This window comes from Stenotrophomonas sp. YJH_SMC_80, assembly GCF_059372495.1.
Genome location: NZ_JCAFVP010000001.1, coordinates 342,661 through 365,573, shown reverse-complemented (window position 1 = coordinate 365,573; position 22,913 = coordinate 342,661). Strand labels below are relative to the sequence as shown.

At 67.1% G+C, this 22,913-nt stretch carries 25 protein-coding genes and 1 tRNA gene; 3 read left to right on the top strand and 23 right to left on the bottom strand.

What is annotated here, in order from left to right; translation table 11 throughout:
* Nucleotides 1-939, bottom strand: a complete 939-nt coding sequence (locus AC5P99_RS01595; RefSeq protein ID WP_495212821.1) for an alpha/beta hydrolase — start codon at nucleotides 937-939, stop codon at nucleotides 1-3.
* A gap of 82 nt (nucleotides 940-1,021) precedes the next feature.
* Nucleotides 1,022-1,864 carry an alpha/beta hydrolase gene (locus AC5P99_RS01590; protein WP_495212820.1) on the bottom strand — a complete coding sequence of 281 codons (843 nt, stop codon included), beginning with the start codon at nucleotides 1,862-1,864 and terminating at the stop codon, nucleotides 1,022-1,024.
* A gap of 174 nt (nucleotides 1,865-2,038) precedes the next feature.
* Between AC5P99_RS01590 and AC5P99_RS01585 the strand changes: the two genes are divergently transcribed.
* Nucleotides 2,039-2,377: a hypothetical protein gene (locus tag AC5P99_RS01585; protein ID WP_005410743.1), complete on the top strand. Its 339-nt coding sequence runs from the start codon at nucleotides 2,039-2,041 to the stop codon at nucleotides 2,375-2,377.
* Between the two features lie 75 nt (nucleotides 2,378-2,452).
* On the opposite strand, the gene AC5P99_RS01580 is transcribed toward AC5P99_RS01585, so the two are convergent.
* Nucleotides 2,453-2,528: transfer RNA gene (locus tag AC5P99_RS01580), tRNA-Lys, on the bottom strand.
* Between the two features lie 178 nt (nucleotides 2,529-2,706).
* Here AC5P99_RS01580 and AC5P99_RS01575 point away from each other — a divergent pair.
* Entirely contained in the window at nucleotides 2,707-3,663 is a 957-nt protein-coding gene (locus AC5P99_RS01575) for a DUF2268 domain-containing putative Zn-dependent protease (RefSeq protein ID WP_495212819.1), read from the top strand.
* 183 nt (nucleotides 3,664-3,846) lie between these two features.
* Here the strand turns inward: AC5P99_RS01575 and queC are convergent, their stop codons facing one another.
* From queC to aspS, 18 genes are all read right to left on the bottom strand, one after another.
* Complete coding sequence (gene queC, locus AC5P99_RS01570; RefSeq protein ID WP_005410745.1) at nucleotides 3,847-4,512, bottom strand: 7-cyano-7-deazaguanine synthase QueC; 666 nt, start codon at nucleotides 4,510-4,512, stop codon at nucleotides 3,847-3,849.
* A 78-nt stretch (nucleotides 4,513-4,590) separates the two neighbouring features.
* Nucleotides 4,591-5,292 (bottom strand): 7-carboxy-7-deazaguanine synthase QueE, encoded by a 702-nt coding sequence (gene queE / locus AC5P99_RS01565; RefSeq protein ID WP_005410746.1) that lies wholly within the window; start codon nucleotides 5,290-5,292, stop codon nucleotides 4,591-4,593.
* 139 nt (nucleotides 5,293-5,431) lie between these two features.
* A complete protein-coding gene (gene ybgF / locus AC5P99_RS01560; protein ID WP_005414274.1) occupies nucleotides 5,432-6,250 on the bottom strand; it encodes a tol-pal system protein YbgF in 819 nt (272 codons plus the stop codon).
* A gap of 3 nt (nucleotides 6,251-6,253) precedes the next feature.
* On the bottom strand, nucleotides 6,254-6,772 hold the full coding sequence (pal, locus tag AC5P99_RS01555) for a peptidoglycan-associated lipoprotein Pal (RefSeq protein WP_005410748.1): 519 nt from the start codon (nucleotides 6,770-6,772) through the stop codon (nucleotides 6,254-6,256).
* A 64-nt stretch (nucleotides 6,773-6,836) separates the two neighbouring features.
* Entirely contained in the window at nucleotides 6,837-8,156 is a 1,320-nt protein-coding gene (gene tolB / locus AC5P99_RS01550) for a Tol-Pal system beta propeller repeat protein TolB (RefSeq protein WP_049449191.1), read from the bottom strand.
* Between the two features lie 283 nt (nucleotides 8,157-8,439).
* Nucleotides 8,440-9,495, bottom strand: coding sequence for a cell envelope integrity protein TolA (gene tolA / locus AC5P99_RS01545; protein ID WP_005410750.1), 1,056 nt, complete (start codon nucleotides 9,493-9,495; stop codon nucleotides 8,440-8,442).
* Complete coding sequence (tolR, locus tag AC5P99_RS01540) at nucleotides 9,485-9,913, bottom strand: protein TolR (protein WP_005410751.1); 429 nt, start codon at nucleotides 9,911-9,913, stop codon at nucleotides 9,485-9,487. The genes tolA and tolR overlap by 11 nt, the downstream gene beginning before the upstream one ends.
* A gap of 24 nt (nucleotides 9,914-9,937) precedes the next feature.
* Nucleotides 9,938-10,717 (bottom strand): protein TolQ, encoded by a 780-nt coding sequence (gene tolQ, locus AC5P99_RS01535; protein WP_005410752.1) that lies wholly within the window; start codon nucleotides 10,715-10,717, stop codon nucleotides 9,938-9,940.
* A 10-nt stretch (nucleotides 10,718-10,727) separates the two neighbouring features.
* Nucleotides 10,728-11,159, bottom strand: coding sequence for a tol-pal system-associated acyl-CoA thioesterase (ybgC, locus tag AC5P99_RS01530; protein WP_495212818.1), 432 nt, complete (start codon nucleotides 11,157-11,159; stop codon nucleotides 10,728-10,730).
* Complete coding sequence (ruvB, locus tag AC5P99_RS01525; protein WP_005410754.1) at nucleotides 11,149-12,189, bottom strand: Holliday junction branch migration DNA helicase RuvB; 1,041 nt, start codon at nucleotides 12,187-12,189, stop codon at nucleotides 11,149-11,151. The genes ybgC and ruvB overlap by 11 nt, the downstream gene beginning before the upstream one ends.
* 376 nt (nucleotides 12,190-12,565) lie before the next feature.
* Entirely contained in the window at nucleotides 12,566-14,485 is a 1,920-nt protein-coding gene (locus AC5P99_RS01520; RefSeq protein WP_005410755.1) for a potassium transporter Kup, read from the bottom strand.
* A gap of 49 nt (nucleotides 14,486-14,534) precedes the next feature.
* Complete coding sequence (gene ruvA / locus AC5P99_RS01515) at nucleotides 14,535-15,128, bottom strand: Holliday junction branch migration protein RuvA (protein WP_005410756.1); 594 nt, start codon at nucleotides 15,126-15,128, stop codon at nucleotides 14,535-14,537.
* Between the two features lie 13 nt (nucleotides 15,129-15,141).
* On the bottom strand, nucleotides 15,142-15,663 hold the full coding sequence (ruvC, locus tag AC5P99_RS01510; RefSeq protein WP_005410757.1) for a crossover junction endodeoxyribonuclease RuvC: 522 nt from the start codon (nucleotides 15,661-15,663) through the stop codon (nucleotides 15,142-15,144).
* Between the two features lie 105 nt (nucleotides 15,664-15,768).
* Nucleotides 15,769-16,500 carry a YebC/PmpR family DNA-binding transcriptional regulator gene (locus tag AC5P99_RS01505; RefSeq protein WP_005410758.1) on the bottom strand — a complete coding sequence of 244 codons (732 nt, stop codon included), beginning with the start codon at nucleotides 16,498-16,500 and terminating at the stop codon, nucleotides 15,769-15,771.
* A gap of 186 nt (nucleotides 16,501-16,686) precedes the next feature.
* Nucleotides 16,687-17,319 carry an esterase/lipase family protein gene (locus AC5P99_RS01500; RefSeq protein WP_005410759.1) on the bottom strand — a complete coding sequence of 211 codons (633 nt, stop codon included), beginning with the start codon at nucleotides 17,317-17,319 and terminating at the stop codon, nucleotides 16,687-16,689.
* A 75-nt stretch (nucleotides 17,320-17,394) separates the two neighbouring features.
* Nucleotides 17,395-17,916, bottom strand: coding sequence for a GNAT family N-acetyltransferase (locus AC5P99_RS01495; RefSeq protein WP_308310340.1), 522 nt, complete (start codon nucleotides 17,914-17,916; stop codon nucleotides 17,395-17,397).
* Nucleotides 17,917-17,947: 31 nt separating this feature from the next.
* Nucleotides 17,948-18,265, bottom strand: coding sequence for a hypothetical protein (locus AC5P99_RS01490; protein ID WP_005410761.1), 318 nt, complete (start codon nucleotides 18,263-18,265; stop codon nucleotides 17,948-17,950).
* A gap of 16 nt (nucleotides 18,266-18,281) precedes the next feature.
* Nucleotides 18,282-20,033: an aspartate--tRNA ligase gene (gene aspS / locus AC5P99_RS01485; protein WP_005414279.1), complete on the bottom strand. Its 1,752-nt coding sequence runs from the start codon at nucleotides 20,031-20,033 to the stop codon at nucleotides 18,282-18,284.
* Nucleotides 20,034-20,191: 158 nt separating this feature from the next.
* Here aspS and AC5P99_RS01480 point away from each other — a divergent pair, with 158 nt between their 5' ends.
* Nucleotides 20,192-20,935: a DUF3011 domain-containing protein gene (locus AC5P99_RS01480; protein ID WP_049450104.1), complete on the top strand. Its 744-nt coding sequence runs from the start codon at nucleotides 20,192-20,194 to the stop codon at nucleotides 20,933-20,935.
* 49 nt (nucleotides 20,936-20,984) lie between these two features.
* Here AC5P99_RS01480 and AC5P99_RS01475 read toward each other — a convergent pair whose 3' ends face one another.
* Both AC5P99_RS01475 and AC5P99_RS01470 read right to left on the bottom strand, forming a co-directional pair.
* The gene (locus tag AC5P99_RS01475; RefSeq protein WP_495212817.1) at nucleotides 20,985-21,626 is read right to left on the bottom strand and encodes a hypothetical protein; all 642 of its coding nucleotides are present in this window, start codon (nucleotides 21,624-21,626) and stop codon (nucleotides 20,985-20,987) included.
* 53 nt (nucleotides 21,627-21,679) lie between these two features.
* On the bottom strand, nucleotides 21,680-22,894 hold the full coding sequence (locus tag AC5P99_RS01470) for a cation:proton antiporter (protein ID WP_005410765.1): 1,215 nt from the start codon (nucleotides 22,892-22,894) through the stop codon (nucleotides 21,680-21,682).
* Between the last annotated feature and the right edge of the window lie 19 nt (nucleotides 22,895-22,913).

The following is a 22,913-nucleotide window of genomic DNA, read 5'->3' as shown; positions in this document are numbered from 1 at the left end:
TCAACCGCTGCTGTACGGTCCGGTACCCGGGAACACCTTCAGCAGTGCGCGGGTGATCATGTCCGGGTAGACGGTGAAGTGATCCTCGTCATCGATCACCATGTTCTCCACCTTCAACGATCGCCCGCTGCTGCGCAGCTGCTCGGCGAATTCGGCGTTGTGGCGCAGCATGTCGTTACGGGTGAAGTAGCGCGGTTCGGGCTTGACCGTTTCAAAGCTGCCCACCGACAGCACCACCGTGGTGGGCTGCGCCGGCGCCTTGGCTTCGGCCTGCATGCGCGGCACCCGATGGTCGTCGAACCACAGCGATGGGCTGGACAGGATGTAGGTGCGGAACATGTCCGGGCGCGTGGTCAGCACATAGGCGCCGAACAGGCCACCATAGGAATGACCCGCATAGGCACGCCGCGCCGGATCGGTGCGGTAGCGCGCATCGATCATCGGCAGTACCTGCCCAGCGAGGAAATCGCGGTAGTGCGCCGCGCCGCCGTAGCTGACGTCATCGCTGTAATCACGCGGATCGGTACGCACCGGGTCGCTGGGCGTGTAATCGCGCGAGCGGCTCTGCTTGGAGGTCAGGCCTTCCTGCGGCGGCAGCCCGACCAGGATGAAATCCTCGATGTTGACGCCCTTCTGCCCGACCATGTTGCGCACGCTGCGCACCAGCGGGAAGCTGTACAGCGCATCGGTCACGTACAGCACCGGATAGTGCTTTTCCGGATGCGCCGCATAGTCGGCCGGCAGCGCCACCCAGACCGGATAATCGCGGCCGACCGGGTCGTGCACGCGCAGCGCTTCGGTGTCCGGCAGCACCACACCCGGCGTGGCAGTCGGCGCACTGTCCTTCGCTTCACTCTGCACTGCGGGCGGCGCCACCGACATCGCACAGCCACTCACGGCCAGGCAGGCCGCCACACTCCATCCACGCACACGCTGCATCCATACGCTCCCGTTGCGGGCGGCGCACCCGATGGCGCCGCTGCCGCATCGTTGCATGGTGTGCAGGCGGGTACCAGTGCGGTCAGGGCGAGGCCGGCGGCGGCGCCGGGAACAGCGTGCGCAGCGCCTGCAACGCGGCCGGATGATAGACGGTGGCGTGGGTTTCCTCCGGCAGCGGCAGGTACTTCACCAGCGCAGATGGCGATGACTGCTGCAGCAGCGTTGCCAGCTGTGCGGCAGAGGCTGCCAGCTCCGGCTGCCCACTGCTGGCCAGGAACACGCGCGGCCGTGTGCGCGTCACCGCCGGCAGCTGTCTGGCCGCCCCGGCCAGCATTGCACCACGGTTCCACCACAGGCTGGGGTCCAGCGCGATGTAGCTGTTGAACAGCGTCGGCTCCTGCAGCAACGTCTCGACCACGAAAAGGCCGGCCAGCGACTCGCCGATCAGCGCGCGCTCGTCGGTGGTCGGGTAACGTTGGCGCACCTGCGGCATCAGTTCATCGCGCAGGAAGGTACGGTAGGCCGCCGAGCCGCCGATGCGCGGCGCGATCTTCTGGTCCTGCGGGTCCTTGCTGGGGCCGGTCATGTCGCGGCGGCGCTCGGTGTTCTCGATGCCAACCAGCAGGAACGGACGCATGCTGCCGTTGCCGCTGAGCACCTGCACCAGCCCGGCCACATGCAGGAAGTCCTCGCCGATGCCGCCGTCGGGCATGTAGAGCACCGGTAGCGGTGCCTTCGGGTCCAGCCCCCACGGCTGCGGGCGGTAGACGTTGATACGACGGGTCTCGCCCAGCGCCTTCGACTCGATGGTGAAGGTCTCGCCGATGACCAGCGGCGTGCCGGGGGCGGGCGACGCGGATTCGGCGGCCATCAGCGGCGCGGCGGAGACGACGGACAACAACAGCGACAGCACGATCAGACGCATGGGACGGCCCATCCTGGGAAAGATGCCGAGCATAGACCGCCGGAGGCACTGTCGTTCGCGGCACTTTGCCGATCTGCCGGAACTGAAGCACCATGGAGCCGGTGATGGTCATGCAACGGGCACCTTGGCTCACGGACTGGTCGCCGCCACGCTCATATCCACAAGGAGGTTCCCATGTTGAGTGTATTGATCGCCACCACCCTTGCCGCCGCCTCACCGCAGTCCAGCAGCACTCCGCCAGCATCCGCAGCGTATGCGGACTGCCTGCTCGCCCACCTCCAACCGGGATTGTCCGACCACGCGATCCCGCTGCTGCAGCAGGCCTGCGTCGCGAAGTATCCGGAGAGCTACGTCGCATATTCAGAACTGGAACGCCGGATCAGCGCGCAGCGCCGGGCTGACTTTGACGCGGCTCAAGCGGAAGCCGTGCGTTCCGCGAATGCGGCAGCGACGGCCGCACAGCAAGCTGCCGACGCGGCGGCCGCAAAAGCCAAGGGAATGCGGGCGAAGTAGAAGCCACGGACCAGGGCAACAAAAAAGGCACCGCATTACGGTGCCTTTCTGAATGACCTGGGTCATTGGATGCAATGGTGGGCCGTGAAGGATTCGAACCTTCGACCAAAAGATTAAAAGTCTTCTGCTCTACCGACTGAGCTAACGGCCCATTGCACTGCCCCAGCCTTTCGGCGGGGTGGGCATTCTACCCTACTTTGCCGGGCCGGGTGAAACCCTGATGCGTCGAGGTTGCCGGCCAGCGGCCGGCACTACCCGATCTGGTGAGCCCGCTTAAACCTTCTGGGCCTCACGCGCATCCCAGCTGTGATTCCTGCCCGGAGCCACGGATGCGCCTGCCCTTCTGCCTCATTGCCGCCCTGTTGCTGCCCTGTGCGGCACTGGCCGCCCCATCCCAGGTCGTCACCGACGACATCGGCCGCTTCTGGGCCACTTATGACGCTGTGCGCGCCGAGCCCGACGTTGAACGCCAGGTCGCACTGGTGCAGGAGCGCTACATCGATCCAGGCAGCCCCGGCCTGCATGCGCTGATGCAGGTCCGTAACTACACCGCCCGCGAATACGCCGAGGCCATGCGGGCCTGGCCGCGCTTCTGGGCTTCGGTGCGAGCGCTCACCGCCAACGCGCAGCAGGCCAGCGCCACACTGGAACGGGACCTGGCCGCCTTCCGCACGCTCTACCCTGCCCTGCGCCCGGCCACCATCACCTATGCCGTGGGCGTGCTGCGTACTGGCGGGACCACGCTGGGTGACAAGGTACTGATCGGTGCGGAGATGGCGCTGGGCGATGAACGCGTGGATGTGAGCGAGCTGCCGGAGCCGATGCGCAGCCGCCTGCGGATCTTCTACGACAGCCGTCCGGGGGCGAACAACGCGCAGAACAACCTGCACGAGTACGTGCATACCCAGCAGCGCGAAACTACCGGCAGCCTGGCGCAGTACGCGGTGCGCGAAGGCGTGGCGGAGTATGTGGCCGAACGGCTGAGCGGGCGTCGGCCAGCGTTGCCGCTGTACAGCTACGGGCCCGCGCACGAAGCGGAAATCCGCGCGCGTTTCGTCACTGAAATGGACGGCGGGGATCTGGACAACTGGCTGTACAACAGCGCCGGTAATCCGTTCGGGGTGGGTGATGTGGGGTACTACGCCGGCTACCGCATCGCGCAGGAGTACATGCGCCAGCAAGCCGACGAGAAAGCCGGTGTCGCGCGGATGATCGAGCTGGACTATGCCGATGCGGGGGCGGTGCGGGCGTTTATTGAAGCATCGGGGTGGTTGCGGCAGCGGTAGCGCCGGGCCGTGTCTGGCGGACAGTGCCAACCAAGGTTGGCACCCACCAGAGTCAGACCTGCCCGGCGAGTCAGCCAGTGCGAACCAACGGTTCGCACCCACCGAGGGAGCGATTCGCACCCACCATCTGGGAATTCACACCCATCAGGGAAGCCGGCCAGCGGCCGGCACTACCAGGGGCGGTCAGGCGTACAGCGTCGGGTCGGGCACGCCGGCTTCGGCGAAGCCCTGCGCGCGCAGGCGGCAGGCGTCACAGTGGCCGCAGGCGGCGCCGTTGGCGTCGGCGTTGTAACAGGACACGGTCAGGCCGAAGTCCACGCCCAGGCGCACGCCTTCGCTGACGATCTGGCCCTTGCTGAGGAACTGCAGCGGCGCGTGTACCTTGATGCCCGCACCTTCCACGCCCGACTTGGTGGCCAGGTTGGCCAGCGCTTGGAACGCGGCCACGAACTCGGGGCGGCAGTCCGGATAGCCGGAATAATCCACCGCGTTGACGCCGCAGAAAATGTCGTTGGCGCCGAGCACTTCGGCCCAGCCGAGGGCCAGCGACAGCATGATGGTGTTGCGCGCCGGTACGTAGGTGACCGGAATGCCGGCACCGCCGGCCTCGGGCACGTCGATGTCATCGGTGAGCGCCGAGCCACCGATGCTGCGCAGGTCCACGTCCACGGTCTTGTGCGCGACCACGCCCTGGGCCTTGGCCACGCGGGCGGCGGCATCCAGTTCGGAGGTATGGCGCTGGCCATAGCGCACGCTCAGGGCATGCACGGCAAAGCCCTGTTCCTGGGCCATGGCGATGACGGCGGCTGAATCCATGCCGCCGGAGAGAAGCACGACTGCCTTCTTCATGGGTAAAACATCCGGTTGGGAGGGGAAAGCCAGCACGCTGTCCCGCGCCGGAGCTACATCAGGGAACGCCGCGCGGGCTCATCGGCCCGGCTCGTCGTTCCACAGGATTTTATGCAACTGCATCTGGAAGCGCACCGGCAGGCGGTCTTCGACGATCCAGTCGGCCAGCTGCCGCGCGGTGATCTCGCCCTTGCTGGGCGAGAAGAACACGGTGCAGCGCTTCACCAGCTCGTGCTCGGCGACCAGGGCCTTGGCCCAGTCGTAGTCCTCGCGGCTGCAGATGACGAACTTGATCTGGTCGCGTGCGGTCAGCAGCGGCAGGTTTTCCCAGCGGTTGCGCGCCACTTCGGCAGACCCCGGGGTCTTGATGTCGACCACGCGCGATACACGCGGGTCCACCGCGCTGACGTCCAGCGCGCCGGAGGTTTCCAGCGAGACGTCCATGCCGGCGTCGCACAGCTTCTGCAGCAGCACCAGGCAGCGTTTCTGCGCCAGCGGCTCGCCGCCGGTCACGCAGACGTGGCGCACGCCCTGGGCCAGCACCTCGGCCACGATGTCGTCGATGTCCCACCAGGTGCCGCCGTGGAAGGCATAGGCCGTATCGCAGTACTGGCAGCGCAGCGGGCAGCCGGTCAGGCGCACGAACACGGTCGGCCAGCCGGCGGTATCGGCTTCGCCCTGCAGCGAGGTGAAGATCTCGGTGATCTTCAGGCGCGGCAGCGGCGACTGCACGATGTCGCTGGGGGTGGCGACGGCGTTGGACGGGGTAACGGCGGTCATGGCAAACAATTCTTCATGGGACGGGCGACCGATTTATCGGCGCCGGAAACGAAAGCAGCCGAGCATGGGCTCGGCTCTACAGGAGGCTACCGGAAATCAGCCCGGCGCCAGGGTACGCATTGTACGCCCGGTCAGCGGATCAACGGATCTGCTTGCCGAGGCGGATGGACTGCAGCCGATCCTGGGCGGTGCGCGCGGCGTCCGAGCCCGGGTACTGCGCCACGACGCTCTCCAGCGTCTGCTGGGCCTGGTCGACCTTGCCCTCGCCATACTGCGAGAGGCCAACCTTGAGCAGGCCGCCAGCGGCCTTGTCGTGGGTCGGATAGCGCGCGAGCAGTTCACGGAACTGGGTCTCGGCCATCGGGAAATTGCGGGTGGCGTAGTAGCTCTCGCCCAGCCAGTACAGCGCGTTCGGCGCGTAGACGCCGTTCGGGTACAGCTGCAGGAAGCTCAGGAACAGCTGCGCCGAATCATCGTACTTGCCGGCCTTCAGCGAATCGAAGGCGACGTTGTAGGAGGTGCGCTCGTCGCCGGTGGCGGCAAGGCTGCCGGCATCACCATGGACGGAAGGCGGCCGCTCGGAAGTGGCCGCCGCTGCGGGTTTTGCCGGGGCCGGTGCGGCCTTCGGCGCGCTCGCCGGAACGGGCGGCAGGGCCGGGGCGGCATTGCCCCCTTCCAACCGGTTCAGGCGGCTGTCCAGATCCAGGTACTGGTCCTGGGCGGACTGCTTGAGCTGGGCGTTGTCGTGCTGCAACTGCTCGATCGAGGCCTGCAGGCTGGTGACCTGCTGCCGCAGCTGGTTGATCTGGTTCAACAGGTCCTGGTTGGCACTGTTGTTGTACATCTGCTGCTCGAGCGCGCCGACACGGTCAGCCAGGCTCTGTCGCTGTGCATGCGCCGGTGCGGCAGCCACGAGGGCTGCCGCAACGACCAGCATCAGTTTGATGCCAATGCGCATGGATTACTGCGCGGTGTAGACGATTTCGACGCGACGGTTCTGCGACCAGCAGGACTCGTTCGACTCGGTGCAGACCGGACGCTCTTCACCGTAGGAAACGACGGTCAGCTGCGAAGCCGAGCCACCGTTGGCCTGCAGGGCCGAGTTGACGCCGTTGCCACGACGCTCACCCAGGGCCTGGTTGTACGCGCGCGAACCGCGCTCGTCGGTGTGACCCTGCAGGGTGATGCGCGAGGACGGACGGTCACGCAGGTACTTGGCGTGGCACGCCATGATGGCCTGGAATTCCGGCTTCACGTCTTCCTTGTCCAGGTCGAAGTAGACAACACGCTGGCGCAGGCAAGCGTCGGTATCCAGGTCGCCCGGGCCGTACAGGCCGGAGGTCGACGGACCGGTCGGGGTGGTGGTCGAGGTGCCGGTGTCGACCGGGGCTGCCGGCTCTTCCTTCACCTTCTTCGAGCAACCGGCCAGGACGGCCACAGACAGCAGGGAAACAAGCAGAACGCGGGTGGACTTGTTCATGGCGATACCTTTGTGGCTCCTAGGCCGATGAGGGGTTCAAGACAACGAAAATATTAACACTCTTTTAGCGCTGGGTACGGTATGGGGACCATGCCGGCTCGCGCACATCACCATCGGCCAGGACCAGGCGCTGGCGAACCCGCGCATCGGCCGAGACGGCATACAACACACCACGGCCACCTTCGCGGGCGGCGTACAACACCATGCTCGCGTTGGGCGCAAAGCTCGGCGATTCATCCAGCGAGCCCGGGGACAGCGTGCTCCAGCGCGGCGAACCCAGCGAGCTGTCCATCACCGCGATCTTGTAGCTGTTGCCCGAGCCCTGGGCGACGGCGATCTTCTTGCCGTCGTAGGACACCGAGGGCTTGGCATTGTAGTTGCCCTGGAAGGTCACGCGCTCGGCGCTGCCGCCGCCCGCGCCGACCTTGTAGACCTGCGGACGGCCGCCGCGGTCGGAGGTGAAGTACACCGCGCTGCCGTCCGGCGCCCAGGTCGGCTCGGTATCGATGGCGAAGTGGTTGGTCAGCTGGGTCAGCTGCTTGCTGCCCAGGTCCATCACGTAGATTTCCGGGTTGCCCGAACGCGACAGGGTCAGGGCCAGCTTGCGGCCGTCCGGCGAGAACGCCGGGGCGCTGTTGATGCCGCGGAAGCTGGTGACGAGCTCACGCGCGCCGGTACCGATGTTCTGGATGTAGATGGCCGAATTGCCACGCTCGAAGCTGACGTAAGCCAGCTTGCTGCCATCCGGGCTCCACGACGGCGACAGCAGCGGCTCGGCCGAACGCACGATGGTCTGCGGATTGAAGCCATCGGAGTCGGCCACCATCAGCGCGTAGCGCATGGCGTCGCCCTTGCCGCTGGCGGTCACGTAGGCGATGCGGGTCCAGAAGGCGCCGCGCACACCGGTGATCTTTTCGTAGATGGCGTCGGCCATCTGGTGGGCAACGTCGCGCATGGCGTTGCCACGGGCGGTCATCGCCAGGCCCAGCAGGCGTTCGCCCTTGGGTACGTCGAACAGTTCGTACTCGACGCGGTAGGCGCCGGCACCGGCGTCGAGCACGCGGCCGACCACGATGTAGTTCTGCTTCAGCGCGCGCCAGGTGGCGAACTGGATGTCGCCGCCGCGCACCGGCTTCTCGACGATCTGCGCTTCGGGCAGCGTACGGAACTGGCCCGAACGCTCCAGGTCGGCACGGACCACGCCGGCGACGTCGGTCTGCGGTGCAGCCGCCGACCCCTGGTAAGGCATCGGCACGATGGTGATCGGCAGCGCGGAAGCATTGCCGCCGATGATGTCGATATCCAGCCCCTTCTGCTGCGCGACGGCAGCAAAGGGCAGCAACAGGGCCGCAAACACGGCAAGCCAGCGAGGCATCTTTTTCATGGAGCGCTCAATAGGGGGAAACCGGAACGAGGGATAACAAAGCGGCAGTGAACCGCTTCGCAATCATGAACCAAGGGTACGTGAATTCCGGGTCAGTTCCAGCCCGTCCTCTCACGCACCGTTAACGTCGTGGCTAACATCGCGCCCGTCTGCCCCGTCACGCCGCCCTGCGGGGCGGTGTCCGACAGCAGCCCACAGCCTGCCCGGTCGAGACCTGGCCTGCCAGAGGCAAGCGCGACATCAGTGGACGCGGGCAGCGGAGAGCCACCCTGCCCTGCCCGCCTCAGCGATCCTGGGCGGTGAAGGTGAAGTTGAGCGTGCGTGCGAACACCGACTCGAAGCCGCGGTAGGGCAGCGGCTGCGCGTTGAGCACGGCGGCCTCGATCGAACGCTTGCCGGCCTCGTCGTACGGGCAGTTCGGGCTGACCTTGGCCTGCATCACCGTGCCACCCGGAATCTGGGTGATGGTGATCTGGCAGCGCTGGCCCAGCGGCACCGTATCCGGGCGCACCCACTGCGACAGCACCTTGGCCTGGATGGCGGCTGCGTACTTGGCCGAAAGGTCGTCGCTGTTGCCACCGCCACCGGCGGCCGGCTGCGAGGCACCACTGGAACCGGCAGCGGCACTGCCGGCGGCATTGCGCGCGGCGGCCACCTGGCGCAGCTTCTGCTCGGCCAGCTTGGCTTCCTTCTCGGCCTGCTCGCGGCGGGCACGGATCTCGGCGATCTTCTTCTGCTTCTCGGCCTCGGCCTTGTCAGCGGCCACGCGCTCCTGCTCGGCCTGCTTCTTCTTCTCGTCCGCTTCCTGCTGCTTGGCCAGGCGCAGCTTCTGCTCGGCTTCTTCCTGGCGCTTGCGTTCGGTCAGGTCGATCTGTTCCTGGCGGCGCTTGGCTTCCTGTTCCTGCTTGGCCTTCTCCTGGGAGATGGCCAGCGCACTCACCGCTTCCTGATCCTTGGTATCCGGCTGCGCGACACGCTCCTGCGCCTGTTGCTGCTGCGGCGTGGGGGCGTCCTGCGGGCGCGGTTCCGGGATCGGCTGCGGCGGCGGAATGGTGTCTTCCGGCACCGGGATGGGCTCGGCCACCGGCGGCGGCAGGTCTTCCAGCTTTTCCGACTGGCGCAGGGCCTGGCGCGCAGCGGAGGCCTCCGACGCGGACAGCGCCAGGCTGGCCTCGACCGACGGATCACCGGCGGCGGCGTCGGTGTTGCGCTCGGGCGACCAGAACCAGGCCACGATGAAGACCAGCGCGACCAGCAGGTGCACCAGCAACGCCAATGCCAGGGGCAGGCCCCAGCCGGGTTCGCGCTGATGCGGGGGTGGCAGGGCGTCAGCGTGCATCGGTGGCCAGGCCTACCTTGTCTACCTTGGCGCGCTTGATCACATCCATCGCGGCGATGACCTTTTCATAGGCCACGGCACGGTCGGCGGCGACGATCACGCGCACGCCCTTGTCCTGGGCGGCGATGCCGGCCAGGCGGCCTTCCAGTTCCTCGGCCGACACGGCGGTCGGTTCCTTGGCATCGGGTAGCTTCAGGCTGAGCTGGCCGTCCTGGCGCACCGAGACGATCACCGGGTCCTGCTTGCTCTCCAGCGCCTTGGCGTTGGACTGCGGCAGGTCGACGTCGAAGCTCAGGGTGAGCAGCGGCGCGGTGACCATGAAGATGATCAGCAGCACCAGCATGACGTCGATGTAGGGAACGACGTTGATTTCCGATTTCAGCTTGCGGCGCTTGCGGCGACCGATGGCAGCGGACATGGCTTGGACTCCCGGGTCAGGCGCTTACTCGTCGCCAGCGCTCTGGCGCTGCAGGATGGAACTGAACTCTTCGGCAAATGTCTCGAACCGCACCGACATGCGCTCAACGCGCGTGGTGAAGCGGTTGTAGGCCCACACCGCCGGGATCGCCACGAACAGGCCGATGGCGGTAGCGAACAGTGCCTCGGAGATGCCCGGCGCGACGGCGGCGATGCCGGCCTGCGCACCACTGCTGATCATGTCGTGCATGGTCACCATGATGCCGAACACGGTGCCGACCAGGCCCACGTACGGCGCGGTCGAACCGATGTTGGCCAGCAGTTCCAGGTTGCGCTCGAGCTGATCCACTTCGCGGGTGTAGGTGGTGCGCATCGCGCGCTGCGCGCCTTCCAGCTGTGCGCGGCCATCCAGGCGGCGCTTGTCACGCAGGCGGGTGTATTCGCGGAACCCTGCTTCGAAGATGGCTTCCAGGCCGGTCACGCTGCGGCTGCGGTCGGTGGCCGCGCTGTACAGCTTGCCCAGGTCCGCGCCGGACCAGAAGCGGTTCTCGAACTCGTCGGCTTCGCGGGTGGCCTGCTTGAACACGCGGGCCTTGCGGAAAATGATCACCCAGCTGACGAACGAGCCGACCAGCAGCAACAGCACGATGATCTTCACCGGCAGGCTGGCCTTGGCCATCAGTTCGAGGTAGTTGATGCCGCCGCCGGTGGTGGCCTGGGCAAGGGTCTGTGTCGCGGCGTTGCTGACGTCGGCCGGCAGTGCCTCGGTGACCGTGGCCTGCAGGGCCAGGAGCGTTGCGATCATCCGTTGTTCCTCAGTGTTCGGATTCGGGGTGGAGGTGGGGTTGCAGCACGGCAAGGACGGCCTCGTCCATGCCACGCGGGCGGAAACTGGCCGCGTCCAGTGCGGCGATGCGGACCTGGGCCGACAGCAGCAATTCGCCGTCGCGCAGGATCTGCTGGTCGAAGACCATGCTGGCCTTCTTCAGCTGGACCAAACGGGCGCTCACCTGCAGGGTGTCATCCAGCCGTGCCGGCCTGATGAAATCCATCTGCATCGAGCGCACCGCGAAGATCATCCCGTGCTCGGCGCGCATGCGCTCCTGGCCGTAGCCCAGCGCACGCATCCATTCGGTCCGGGCCCGTTCCATGAAGGCCACGTAGCGGGCGTGGTAGACCACGCCGCCAGCGTCGGTATCTTCCCAGTAAATGCGTGTCGGCCAACTGAATAGTGACTCAACCGACATCGGGAACCTCCGCGAACAGGTCCTGCGGCGGGTTCTTCGGCTTCAGACCCATGTGCCGGTAGGCCTTGTGGGTGGCCATGCGGCCACGCGCGGTACGCACCAGGAAGCCCTGCTGGATCAGGTACGGCTCGACCACGTCTTCCAGCGTGCCACGCTCTTCGGACAGCGCCGCGGCCAGCGATTCGATGCCGACCGGGCCACCATCGAAGTAGTCGACCATGGTCTTGAGCAGGCGCCGGTCAAGCTCGTCGAAGCCTTCCGGGTCGACCTTGAGCATCTTCATCGCGGCCTGGGCCACGGGCTCGTCGATGTGGCCACCGGCCTTGACCTGCGCATAGTCGCGCACGCGTCGCAGCAGGCGGTTGGCGATACGCGGGGTACCACGCGCGCGGCGCGCGATCTCCCCTGCCCCATCGGCGGTGCAGTCGATGCCGAGGATGCTGGCGGAGCGGCGCACGATACGGGTCAGTTCCTCGACGCTGTAGAACTCCAGGCGCTGGACGATGCCGAAGCGGTCGCGCAGCGGCGCGGTCAGCAGGCCGGCGCGGGTGGTGGCGCCGATCAGGGTGAACGGCGGCAGGTCGATCTTGATCGAGCGGGCGGCGGGGCCCTCGCCGATCATGATGTCGATCTGGAAATCTTCCATCGCCGGGTACAGCACTTCCTCGACCACCGGCGACAGGCGATGGATCTCGTCGATGAACAGCACGTCGTGCGGCTGCAGGTTGGTCAGCAGCGCAGCCAGGTCGCCGGCCTTTTCGATCACCGGGCCGGAGGTCACGCGCAGGGCCACGCCCAGTTCGTTGGCAATGACATGGCTGAGGGTGGTCTTGCCCAGGCCCGGCGGCCCGAAGATCAGTACGTGGTCGAGCGCGTCGCCACGCCCCTTGGCCGCCTGGATGTAGATTTCCATCTGCTCGCGCACCGGCACCTGGCCGAGGTAGTCGGCAAGGCGCTTGGGGCGGATGCTGGCGTCGGCGGCGTCATCCTCGCGGGTGGCGCCGGCGCCGATGATGCGGTCGTCGGTCATGTGCTGATTATGCGGCAAAAGTGCGGGTTTCGGCCGGGCTGCGCCCGGCACCCGCAGAGGCCGGAGCAACGTCAAAGGCCGAAGCAGAAGCGGGCATGCCGCGGGATGGCGGGGTGGGTCCGGTTGAGGGGGACGCCGTAAACCCATCCATGGGGGCTTGGTCGCGGCATCCATGCCGCTCACACCCCCGCAACCGGACCCACCCCGCCTTCGACAGTTTCCTGCGATCTGTCTGGATGGCGTGGCCTGTGCCTGCTCTTGTGGGTGTCGACCTTGGTCGACACGGTATGACCTGCTTTGGTGGGTGTCGACCTTGGTCGACACGGTAGATCCACGCCATGCGTGGACAGATCTCTGGAGGAATCGACGGCGGAGATTAAATCTCCACCTGCGCGCCGAGTTCGACCAGGCGGTTGCCCGGAATCCGGAAGAAGCCGGTCGCGGGCGCGGCATTCCGGTGCATCAGCGCGAACAGCTTGTCGCGCCAGATCGGCATGCCGCGGTTGGCGGTGGCCACAATGGTTTCGCGGCTGGCGAAGAAGGTGGTGTCCATCGGGTCGAAGTAGATGCCACCGTGGTCACACGAGCGCATCAGCGCCAGCGGCACGTCCGGGGTTTCCATGAAACCGAAGCGCACATAGACCCGGTAGAACTCGTCGCCCACCGACTCGATCTTCAGCCGCTGCCCTTCCATCGCATAGGGAATGGGCAGGGTTTCCACGTGCAGGAACACGTTGCGCTCGTGCAGCACCTTGTTGTGCTTGAGGTTGTGCATCAGCGCGTGCGGGGCCACGGTCGGGTCGGCGGTGAGGAACACCGCGGTGCCCGGTACGCGTACCGGCGGTGCCAGCATCAGGCCCGGCAGGAAGGTGTCCAGGCGGATGCCGTCCTTGCGGATCTCATCACGCAGCAGCTCGCGGCCACGCCGCCAGGTGCGCATCATGGTGAACAGGAAGATGCCCAGCACCACCGGGAACCAGGCGCCCTGCAGCAGCTTGGCGCCGTTGGCGATGACGAAGCCGAGGTCGATGATGAAGAACACCACGCACAGCGGCAGCAGCCAGCCACGCGACTTCGGCCACAGCGAACGTGCCACCACGGCCAGCAGCAGGGTGTCGATCAGCATCGTGGCCGACACCGAGATGCCGTAGGCCACGGCCAGGTTGGACGAACTGCGGAACGCCAGCACCAGGCCGAACACCATCACCGCGATGCCCCAGTTGATGCCCGGGATGTAGATCTGGCCGATGGTGTCGTGCGAGGTGTGCTTGATGCGCATGCGCGGGATGTAGCCCAGCTGCATGGCCTGGCGCGAGACCGAGAACGCGCCGGTGATGACCGACTGCGAGGCGATCACCGCCGCCATGGTGGCCAGGATGATCATCGGGTACAGCGCCCACGAGGGCACCGCCTCGAAGAACGGGTTCTTCAGGGCCTCGGGGTGGTTGAGCACCAGTGCGCCCTGCCCCAGGTAGTTCAGCACCAGGCACGGCAGCACGAAGAAGTACCAGGCGTGGCGGATCGGGCGCAGGCCGAAGTGGCCCATGTCCGCATACAGCGCTTCGCCGCCGGTCACCGCCAGCACCACTGCACCGAGAATGAAGATGCCGTGCCAGCCGTGCTCCATGAAGAAGCGGATGCCCCACCACGGGTTGAAGGCCTTCAGCACCTCGGGCGCATCGACAATGTTGTAGATGCCGATCGCCGCCAGCGATACGAACCAGATTGCCATGATCGGGCCGAACGCCTTGCCGATCTTCTCGGTACCGAAGCGTTGCGCGGCGAACACTGCCAGCAGCACCACCAGGGTGACCGGCACGATGAAGACATGCAGTCCGGGCGCGGCCACCTCCAGGCCTTCGACCGCACTGAGCACGGACATGGCCGGGGTGATCACGCCGTCGCCGAAGAACAGCGAGGCGCCGAAGATGCCGAGGATGCCCACCACATAAGCCGAGCGCGAACCATTGCGCAGCGTGCGCTGGGTCAACGCCATCAGCGCCATGATGCCACCCTCGCCATCATTGTCGGCGCGCATGATGATGGTGACGTACTTCAGCGTCACCACCAGGTTCAGCGCCCAGAACGCCAGCGACAGCACGCCCAGCACGGTATCGTGGTCGCTGTTGAGCCCGTAGTGCGGCGAGAACGCCTCCTTCAGGGTGTACAGCGGGCTGGTACCGATATCGCCGAAGACCACGCCGATCGCACCGATGACCAGCGCCAGTCCTCCAGCGGAGGGGGCGTGGCCATGGCCGCCGGGGGCGGCTGCGTGCGGGGTTTGACTGCTGGACATGGGACTCCTGGCGAAGCTCAGGCGGTTTGTTGAAGGAAAGGAAGGCGGATCAACGCAGCGCCGACTGCAGCGCCTTGCGGATCACGGTGGCCACTTCGTCGCCTTCATTGAAGGCGTCCCGGGCCATGCGCGCGGCTTCAGCCGGCTTGTAGCCCAGCTGCTGCAGCGCCACGGTGGCATCGGACAGCGGGTCGGCCGGGGCCGGGCCACTGCCGGTGGGCAGCGCGCCGCCGGCACCGAACTGGGCCGCGCGGTCACGCAGCTCCAGCACCATGCGCTCGGCGGTCTTCTTGCCGATGCCCGGAATGCGGGTCAGCGCGGTGATGTCACCGGCCTGGACCATGCGCGCGAACTCCTCGACGGTGACGCCGGACAGCACGGCCAGCGCGATCTTCGCGCCGATGCCGCTGACCTTCTGCACGTCGCGGAACAGGCGCCGCTCGCCCTCGCGCAGGAAGCCGTACAGCGAGACGCTGTCTTCCTTCTGCGAGTAGTGGGTATACAGGGTGACCTCGCGGCCGAGCTCGGGCAGGTCGTAGAAGGTGCTCATCGGCGCCTCCAGTTCGTAGCCCACTCCGTTCACGTCCACCACCAGCCACGGCGGCGCCTTGTAGGCAACGATGCCGCGCAGTCGACCGATCATTGCGTGCAGCTCCTCATTTGCGGCCCCATGCCTGGCGGGCACTGAGCCCCAGGCGGTTGGCCGTCGCCCTTACGTGGGCATGGGTGATCGCCACCGCCAACGCGTCGGCCGCGTCGGCCTGCAGCTTGATTTTCAGGTTGAGCATGAGCCCGACCATGTGTTGAACCTGTTGCTTTTCGGCGCCACCGCGCCCGACAACCGCCAGCTTGATCTCGCTGGCAGCATATTCGTGCACCGGCAGGTCGCGCAGCACCACCGCCGAGATCGCCGCGCCACGGGCCTGGCCCAGCTTCAATGCCGAATCGGGGTTGCGGGCCATGAACACGCGTTCGATGGCCACTTCCTGCGGCTCATACTCGCGGCACAGGTCGGCCAGGCCCAGCACCAGCAGCTTCATGCGCTGCGGGAAGTCGTCAGCGCCCAGCAGCACCAGCGGCTGGTGGTGCACGTAGCTGACGCGGCCGGTGGCATCGACATCAATGATGCCGACCCCGGTCCGCTGCGAACCGGGGTCGATGCCGAGGATGCGGGTCATGCTGCACTCCTGGCGGGGCGGAACGGAATGCGCTGGCAGGCGTATGGGCTCATGACTGTCCGCGGTGACCGTTCAACGGCCCGCGCCCAGGCCGTCGAAGACGGCTCAGGCGTAGGCGTCGGCGCCGAGTTCGGCGTTGGAATACACGTCCTGCACGTCGTCCAGGTCTTCCAGCATGTCCAGCAGCTTCTTGACCTGCAGGGCGACCTCGCCCTCGACCTTGATGTCGTTGTCGGCGCGGAAGGTGATCTCGGCGTGGTCGGCGACATGGCCAGCGGCGGCCATCGCGTCCTTGACTGCGCTGAACGCGTCAGGGCTGGTGACCACATCGATCGAGCCATCGTCCGGATAGACCACGATGTCATCAGCGCCGGCCTCGATGGCCGCCTCGGTGATGGCTTCCTCGTCGGCACCCGGGGCGAAGCTGAGCACGCCCAGGCGCTTGAACATGAAGGCCACCGAGCCTTCGGTGCCCATGTTGCCGCCGCACTTGCTGAACGCATGGCGGACATCGGCCACGGTGCGCACGCGGTTGTCGGTCAGGCAGTCGACGATCACGGCCACGCCACCCGGGGCGTAGCCTTCGTAGCGGATTTCCTCGTAGTCGACGCCTTCCAGTTCACCGGTGGCCTTCTTGATGGCGCGCTCGATCACGTCCTTGGACATGTTCACGGCCAGGCCCTTGTCCACCGCCACGCGCAGGCGCGGGTTGTTGTTGGGGTCGCCTCCACCGCCGCGCGCGGCAACGCCGATCTCGCGGATGATCTTGGTGAAAATCTTGCCGCGCTTCGCGTCGGACGCGTTCTTGCGGGCTTCGATGGAGGGGCCTCTACCCATGGGTGCTACCGTCTGGCTGCTTCAGGATCAAGGCGCGGATTCTACCTGATCGGGGGCGGCAACCGTGTCTAGGGCGGAGAGATGCCGTCGGGCATGGCCCGGCGAAGCGCGTGCGAACCAACGGTTCGCACCCACCAGGGCAGGACGGTTCGCACCCACCGAGCCAAGGCGGTCGCCCCTACCAGATTACGCGGCGGCGGCGTCGCGGCTGTGGTCAAACTGGCCGTGGCGCAGGAAATGCGCGGTCTGCCGCGCGGCATCCGGCGACACCACGAGGCCGCTGTGGCTGGTGCGCACCACGCAATGATCGGTCAGGCCCGGCAGGCGGGTTTCGGCCAGGGCCACGGTGCCATCGGAGGCGTCGTCCATCGCGCCCAGCAGGCTGCCCAGACCGTGCGGCACCGAACCGGCGATCAGCCCGACCTCGGCCTTGCCCTGCCAGTCCGGCAGTCCGTCCAGCAGCAGCTCGCTGCTGCGCCCCAGCGCCAGGCCCCAGCCATGATCGGACAACGAGCGCGCGGTACCACTGCCGCGCAGCGGTGAACCCAGGCAGACCACGCGCTGCACCGGCAGCTGCGGATTGCGCCGCAGCGCTTCCAGCGCCAGCAGCCCGCCCAGGCTGTGGCCGACCAAACTCAGCGGGCCGGCGTCGGCCAGCCGCTCCAGCAGCTGCGGTACGGCCACGTCCGGGCCACCGAACACCGAGGAATAACCAAACGCGTGCACCTGGAAGCCGCGCGCGCGCAGGCGCCAGGCCAGCGGTCCGACCCAGGCGCGGGCATTCCAGATGCCATGCAGCAGCAATACGGGGGGAGTCATGCAAACAGCCTGGCGGTCAGCGGGGCAGGAACGTACGGTGATTGAACACGCGCGCGCAGCAAGCGGCAGTGAACATCAGGCCGCGCGCGGTGCGCGGCGCAGGATGAATTCGAGATCGTTCGTGTCGCCCACCGGGAACAGGTATTCGCCGGCCTTCTCGAACCCGTAGCGGGCGTAGAAGCGCTGTGCGCCGAAGTTCTCCGACCACACGCCCAACCACAGGGTGCGCGGGCCCTCGTGTTCCAGCCAGGCCAGCGCGGTTTCCAGCAGGCGGCTGCCCCAGCCGCAGCTTTGCTGCGTCTTGACCAGGTACAGGCGCTTGAGTTCGCCGTCACCGGGCTTCACGTCCGGGTGCGGCAGGCCACAGGGGCCGGCGGCGGCATGGCCGACCGCCTCCCCGTCCAGCTCCAGCAGCCACACCGCGTAATCCGGGTGGGCCAGGATCACGCGCTGGCGCTCGACCGTGTAGGCCTCCTCAAGGAAGGCCTGCAGGTCCTGCGGCGGATACAGATGGCCGAAGGTTTCGGTGAACGTGCGGGCGGCCAGCGCCGACAGGGTCGGCGCGTCGTCCACGGTGGCGCGGCGGATCGAATACATGCAGCAAGTTGACGTCAGCGCGAAGGGGCGGTCAAGCCTTTTCCGACGATTCCGCTTCTTCGTCTTCCTCGTCCTCTTCCTCGTATTCCTCTTCGTCCTCGTCTTCTTCGCCTTCCTCGTCCTCGTCGTACTCTTCCTCTTCGTCGTCCTCGTAATCCTCGACGCCGAAGTCTTCTCCATCCCAACGGCCTTCGCCGTCGGCGACGAAGGTCAGGGCCATCGCGGCCGGGTTGGTACCGACGCGGACCAGCCAACCGCCGAACACGCGTGCACGCTCGGTGACCAGGTTGGCCTCGGAGCCTTCATTGCCCAGCTTTTCCCACTCCAGCGAAAACGCAAACTCGGTCATTGCCTGGATCTCCTGATCAGTTGGTCTTGGGGCGAACCTGGATGTGCACTTCGGCCAGCTGCGCGTCGACGATCGGCGACGGCGCGTCGGTCATCAGATCCTGTGCACCAGTGGTCTTCGGGAACGGGATGACGTCGCGGATCGACTCGGTGCCGGCCATCAGCGCGGCGATGCGGTCGATGCCGAAGGCGATGCCACCGTGCGGCGGCGCGCCGTAGTTCAGCGCGTCGAGCAGGAAGCCGAACTTGGCACGGGCTTCTTCGGCACCGATGCCCAGCAGCTCGAACACCGCGCTCTGCATGTCCGGACGGTGGATACGGATCGAACCGCCGCCGATCTCATTGCCGTTGAGCACCATGTCGTAGCCGCGCGAAACGGCGGTACGGGCATTGGCGCGCAGGTCGGCGATGTCGTCCACGGCCGGTGCGGTGAAGGGGTGATGCAGGGCGACGTAGCGCTGTTCTTCCTCGTCCCACTCGAACATCGGGAAGTCGGTGACCCACAGCGGCGCCCAGCCGTCGGCGACCAGGCCGAAGTCCTTGCCGGCCTTCAGGCGCAGCGCGCCCATGAAGTCGGAGACCTTGTTGTAGCCGCCGGCACCGAAGAACACGATGTCGCCGTTGCCGGCGCCGACGTGGGCGACCAGCGCGGCGAACGACGCTTCGCTGAAGAACTTCTGGATCGGCGAGCTGATTTCGCCGTTGTCGGCGATCTTGATGTAGGCCAGGCCCTTGGCGCCGTACTTGGCGGCATGCGCGGCGTATTCGTCGATCTGCTTGCGCGACAGCGACGCACCGCCCGGGATGCGCAGCGCAGCGACGCGGCCCTCGGCATCATTGGCCGGGCCGGTGAACACCGGGAACTCGCTGTCCTTGACCAGTTCGGCCACGTCCACCAGCTCCAGCGCGATGCGCAGGTCCGGCTTGTCCGAGCCGTAGCGGCGCATGGCCTCGGCCCAGGTCATGCGCGGGAAGCTGGCATCCAGCTGCACGTCCACCACTTCCTTGAAGATGGCGCGGATCATGTCCTCGACGAAATCCTGCACGTCGCGCTCGCGGACGAAGGCGAATTCCATGTCCAGCTGGGTGAACTCCAGCTGGCGATCGGCACGCAGGGCCTCGTCGCGGAAGCAGCGCGCGATCTGGTAGTAGCGGTCGAAGCCGGCCACCATCAGGATCTGCTTGAACAGCTGCGGGCTCTGCGGCAGTGCGTAGAACTCGCCCGGGTGCATGCGCGCCGGCACCAGGAAGTCGCGTGCGCCTTCCGGGGTGGCCTTGGTCAGGATCGGGGTTTCGATGTCCTGGAAGCCCTTTTCGTCCAGGTGGCGGCGCAGCGCCTGCACCAGCTTGATGCGGGTGCGCTGCATGCGCTGCATTTCCGGGCGGCGCAGGTCCAGGTAGCGGTACTTCAGGCGGGTTTCCTCGCCCGGGTTCTCGTGGGCGTGGAACGGCAGCGGCGCAGCCTTGTTCAGCACGGTGATGGCGGTGGCGATCACTTCCACCTTGCCGGTGCGCATCTTGTCGTTCACCGCGTGGCGGGCACGCACGACGCCTTCCACCTGCAGCACATCCTCGTAGCCCAGCGACGCGGCCACCGCGAACACTTCGGCATTGTCGACCTCCACCGTCACCTGCACGATGCCTTCATGATCGCGGAGATCGATGAAGCAGACGCCGCCCTGGTTACGGGCCACGTCGGTCCAGCCGGCGAGGGTGACAGTCTGGCCAATCAGGGTCTCGTCGACCAGGCCGCAGAAGTGGGTACGCATGGGGGGAAGCTCCGCTGGAGAACGCCGGCACCGGGTGGGGGCCGGAAAGCCTCGTATTCTGCGGCCGAGGCCCCGGCTGGGGCAAATCCGGCCAGTCACACCGGCTTGATCATCCCCCTCCCTATAGTCGGGCACCTGCCACCGTATGGGATGCCGCCATGAAACCGCTGTCCCTGGCCAGCCTGGCCGTGACCCTCAGCCTGGGTGCGCTGGGCACCCTTTCCCTGCCCGCTCCGTCCGCCTCTGCGCAGAACGGGGTGATCCGCTGCGAAAGCCAGAGCAACCGCGAACGGGTCTGCAACACCGGCTGGCGCGGCGCGCAGCTGGTCCGCCAGTTGTCTGGCAGCCCCTGCGAGGAAGGGCGCTCCTGGGGCAGCCGCAATGGCAGCATCTGGGTCACCAACGGTTGCCGCGCCGAGTTCGTCGAGGCCCGTGGTGGCTGGGGCGGCGGCAATGGCGGTGGCTGGGGAGGCAACAACGGTCGCCCCGGCGAGACCATCCGCTGCGAAAGCCAGAACAACCGCGAGCGCAGCTGCCAGGTCGGCTGGCGCAATGCCCGCTTGGTCCGCCAGTTGTCCGGCAGCCCTTGCGACGAGGGCCGTACCTGGGGTGTGCGCAACGGCGCGGTATGGGTCAGCAATGGCTGCCGCGCCGAATTCGCCGAGGCCCGCGGCTGGGGCGGTGGCGGTGGCGGCTGGGGCGGTGGCAACAGCAACTATTCCGTCACCTGCAGCAGCAACAACAACCGCTCGCAGACCTGCGACTGGGATGAGCGCCAGGGCCGGCCGGTGCTGCAGCAGCAGTTGTCGGGCAGCGTCTGCCAGGAAGGCCGCAGCTGGGGTTACTCGCGTGGCCAGGTGTGGGTGAGCAACGGCTGCCGGGCGCGCTTCGGCACGCGGTGAGTGCAGGGTCGGGGTCAGAGCCCTCCGCAGGAGGGATCCGCCCCCGGGATCACGGCGCGGGTGCTGTGTCGTCGCCCCACGGTGGCGGTGGCAGGTCGACCGGCTTGCTCAGGTCGAACTGCACGCGGAAGCGGCGGCCGTCCGGGCGCGTCAGTTCGTAGACGAACGTCTGGTCCGGATCGATCTCCATCGCCCAGGTGTTGTGCGTGGAAGCCAGCATGTCGGCACGGCGGAACATCGCCACCGAATCGGCATCGGCAGGGAACTGCTGGCGCTCGGCGGTACCAGGCGGCGTGCTGTCGCCACCGTACAGGGTGATCGCGTCGGGGCTGCCGTCTTCGTGGCGATGGTCGTGCTTCAGCCGCAGCCCGTTCGGCGTGCGGGTCAGCACCCAGGTCCGCGAGTGGTCACCACCGACATGGAACGGGATGCGCAGCTCGTGCGCCGGGTCGGCGCAGCCGCGCACATGCATGACCAGGCGCTGCCCGGCGAACGGATCCTTGGCGGTCGGTGCAGGCGTGTCCTCCACCACCTTGCCGACGTAGGCCTGGCCGCAATGTGCGGCGATGGCGGCCATGAACGCATCGGCCGGTGCGGTCGCCAGGTCATGGGCGACCGTATCGGAGCGCTGCGTGCACGCAGCGAGGCTGAGCAGGAGGGCGGCGGTAGTGGCAACGGCAATCGGTCTCATGCCCCAACCCTAACGGCCATGGACGATGGGCGCAAACCGCGCGCCAGTCCCGCTCAGCGCTCGGCAGACGGTGCTGCCGGCAGTGCTTCGGTCGCCGCCACCGGTGCGGCCTCGCCCTCGCCGGCCGGCTCCTGCTCCACCGGATCAACGTCAAACGGTGTACGGAACACCAGCGACGGCAACAGCGTGGTCAGCGCCGCGTACAGCAGCAGCGCACCGAACAGCACCGCCGGAATCTGGAAGCGCTCACGCATGATCGCCGCCAGCACCAGGGTGAAGATCAGCGTCGGTGCCAGCGCCAGCGAGACCCGCAGGCTGCTGCGGAAGCTCTCGCCGAACATCACCCGGCGCTGCAGCCAGACCACGCCGATGCGCAGCGGCAGCACCACCAGGGTGATCACGATGCCCAGCCCCAGCGCCTCGAAGCTCAGCGCTTCGGCGGGCACCTTGGTGCCGGCGTTGAAGAAGTAGAACGGCACGAAGAACGAGGCGAACAGGCGCAGCGCGTGCAGGTTCTCGTGCGAGGCCAGCAGCGGCATGCGCTGGTGCAGCAGGCGCGCGACCAGGCCGGCGATGAACGCGCCAACCAGGTAGTACACGCCCAGCAGGTAGGTGATGTAGGCCGCCACCATGCCGACCATCACCAGCAGCGAGAATTCCGAGCCCGGCGCGTGCGGTGCCACCCAGCGGCCCAGCGCGATGAACAGCAGCGGCAGGCCGATCATCATCGCCAGCAGTGCCAGGCTGGACAGCGCCATGTGGCCTGGGTCACCGGCCTGCAGCACGATGAACAACGCCGCCAGCGCCAGCAGTTCGCCGGCAATGGCCTTGCTGGTCACCCAGAACCGCTCGTCTTCGCTGAGGCCCAGCCGCGACAGCGAGTCCATGATGAAGCCCGTGGACGGCGTCAGCAGCGCCAGCGCCAGCAGCCCGGCGGCCTGCCACGGCAGCCCCGCATAACGCCAGGCCAGCCAGCCCACGCCGAACAGCGTGCCGGTACGGATCACCAGGTGCGCCAGCAGCGGCCACATGCCACGGCGCAGCGCCTGCAGGTCCACTTCCAGGCCGGCGAACAGGAACAGCGAGGAAATGCCCAGCGTGGCCAGCAGGCCGATCACCGCATCGTGGGCCTGGTCGCCCAGCCAGAGCATGCCGATGATGCCGAACAGCAGGCAGGTCAGCGGCGCGGGCAGGCTGAAACGCTGCAGCGCGCGCGGGATCACCAGCAGCGCGAAGATCAGCAGCAGGTAGATCAGTTCATGGCTCATGGGGGACTTCCGTGTGGTT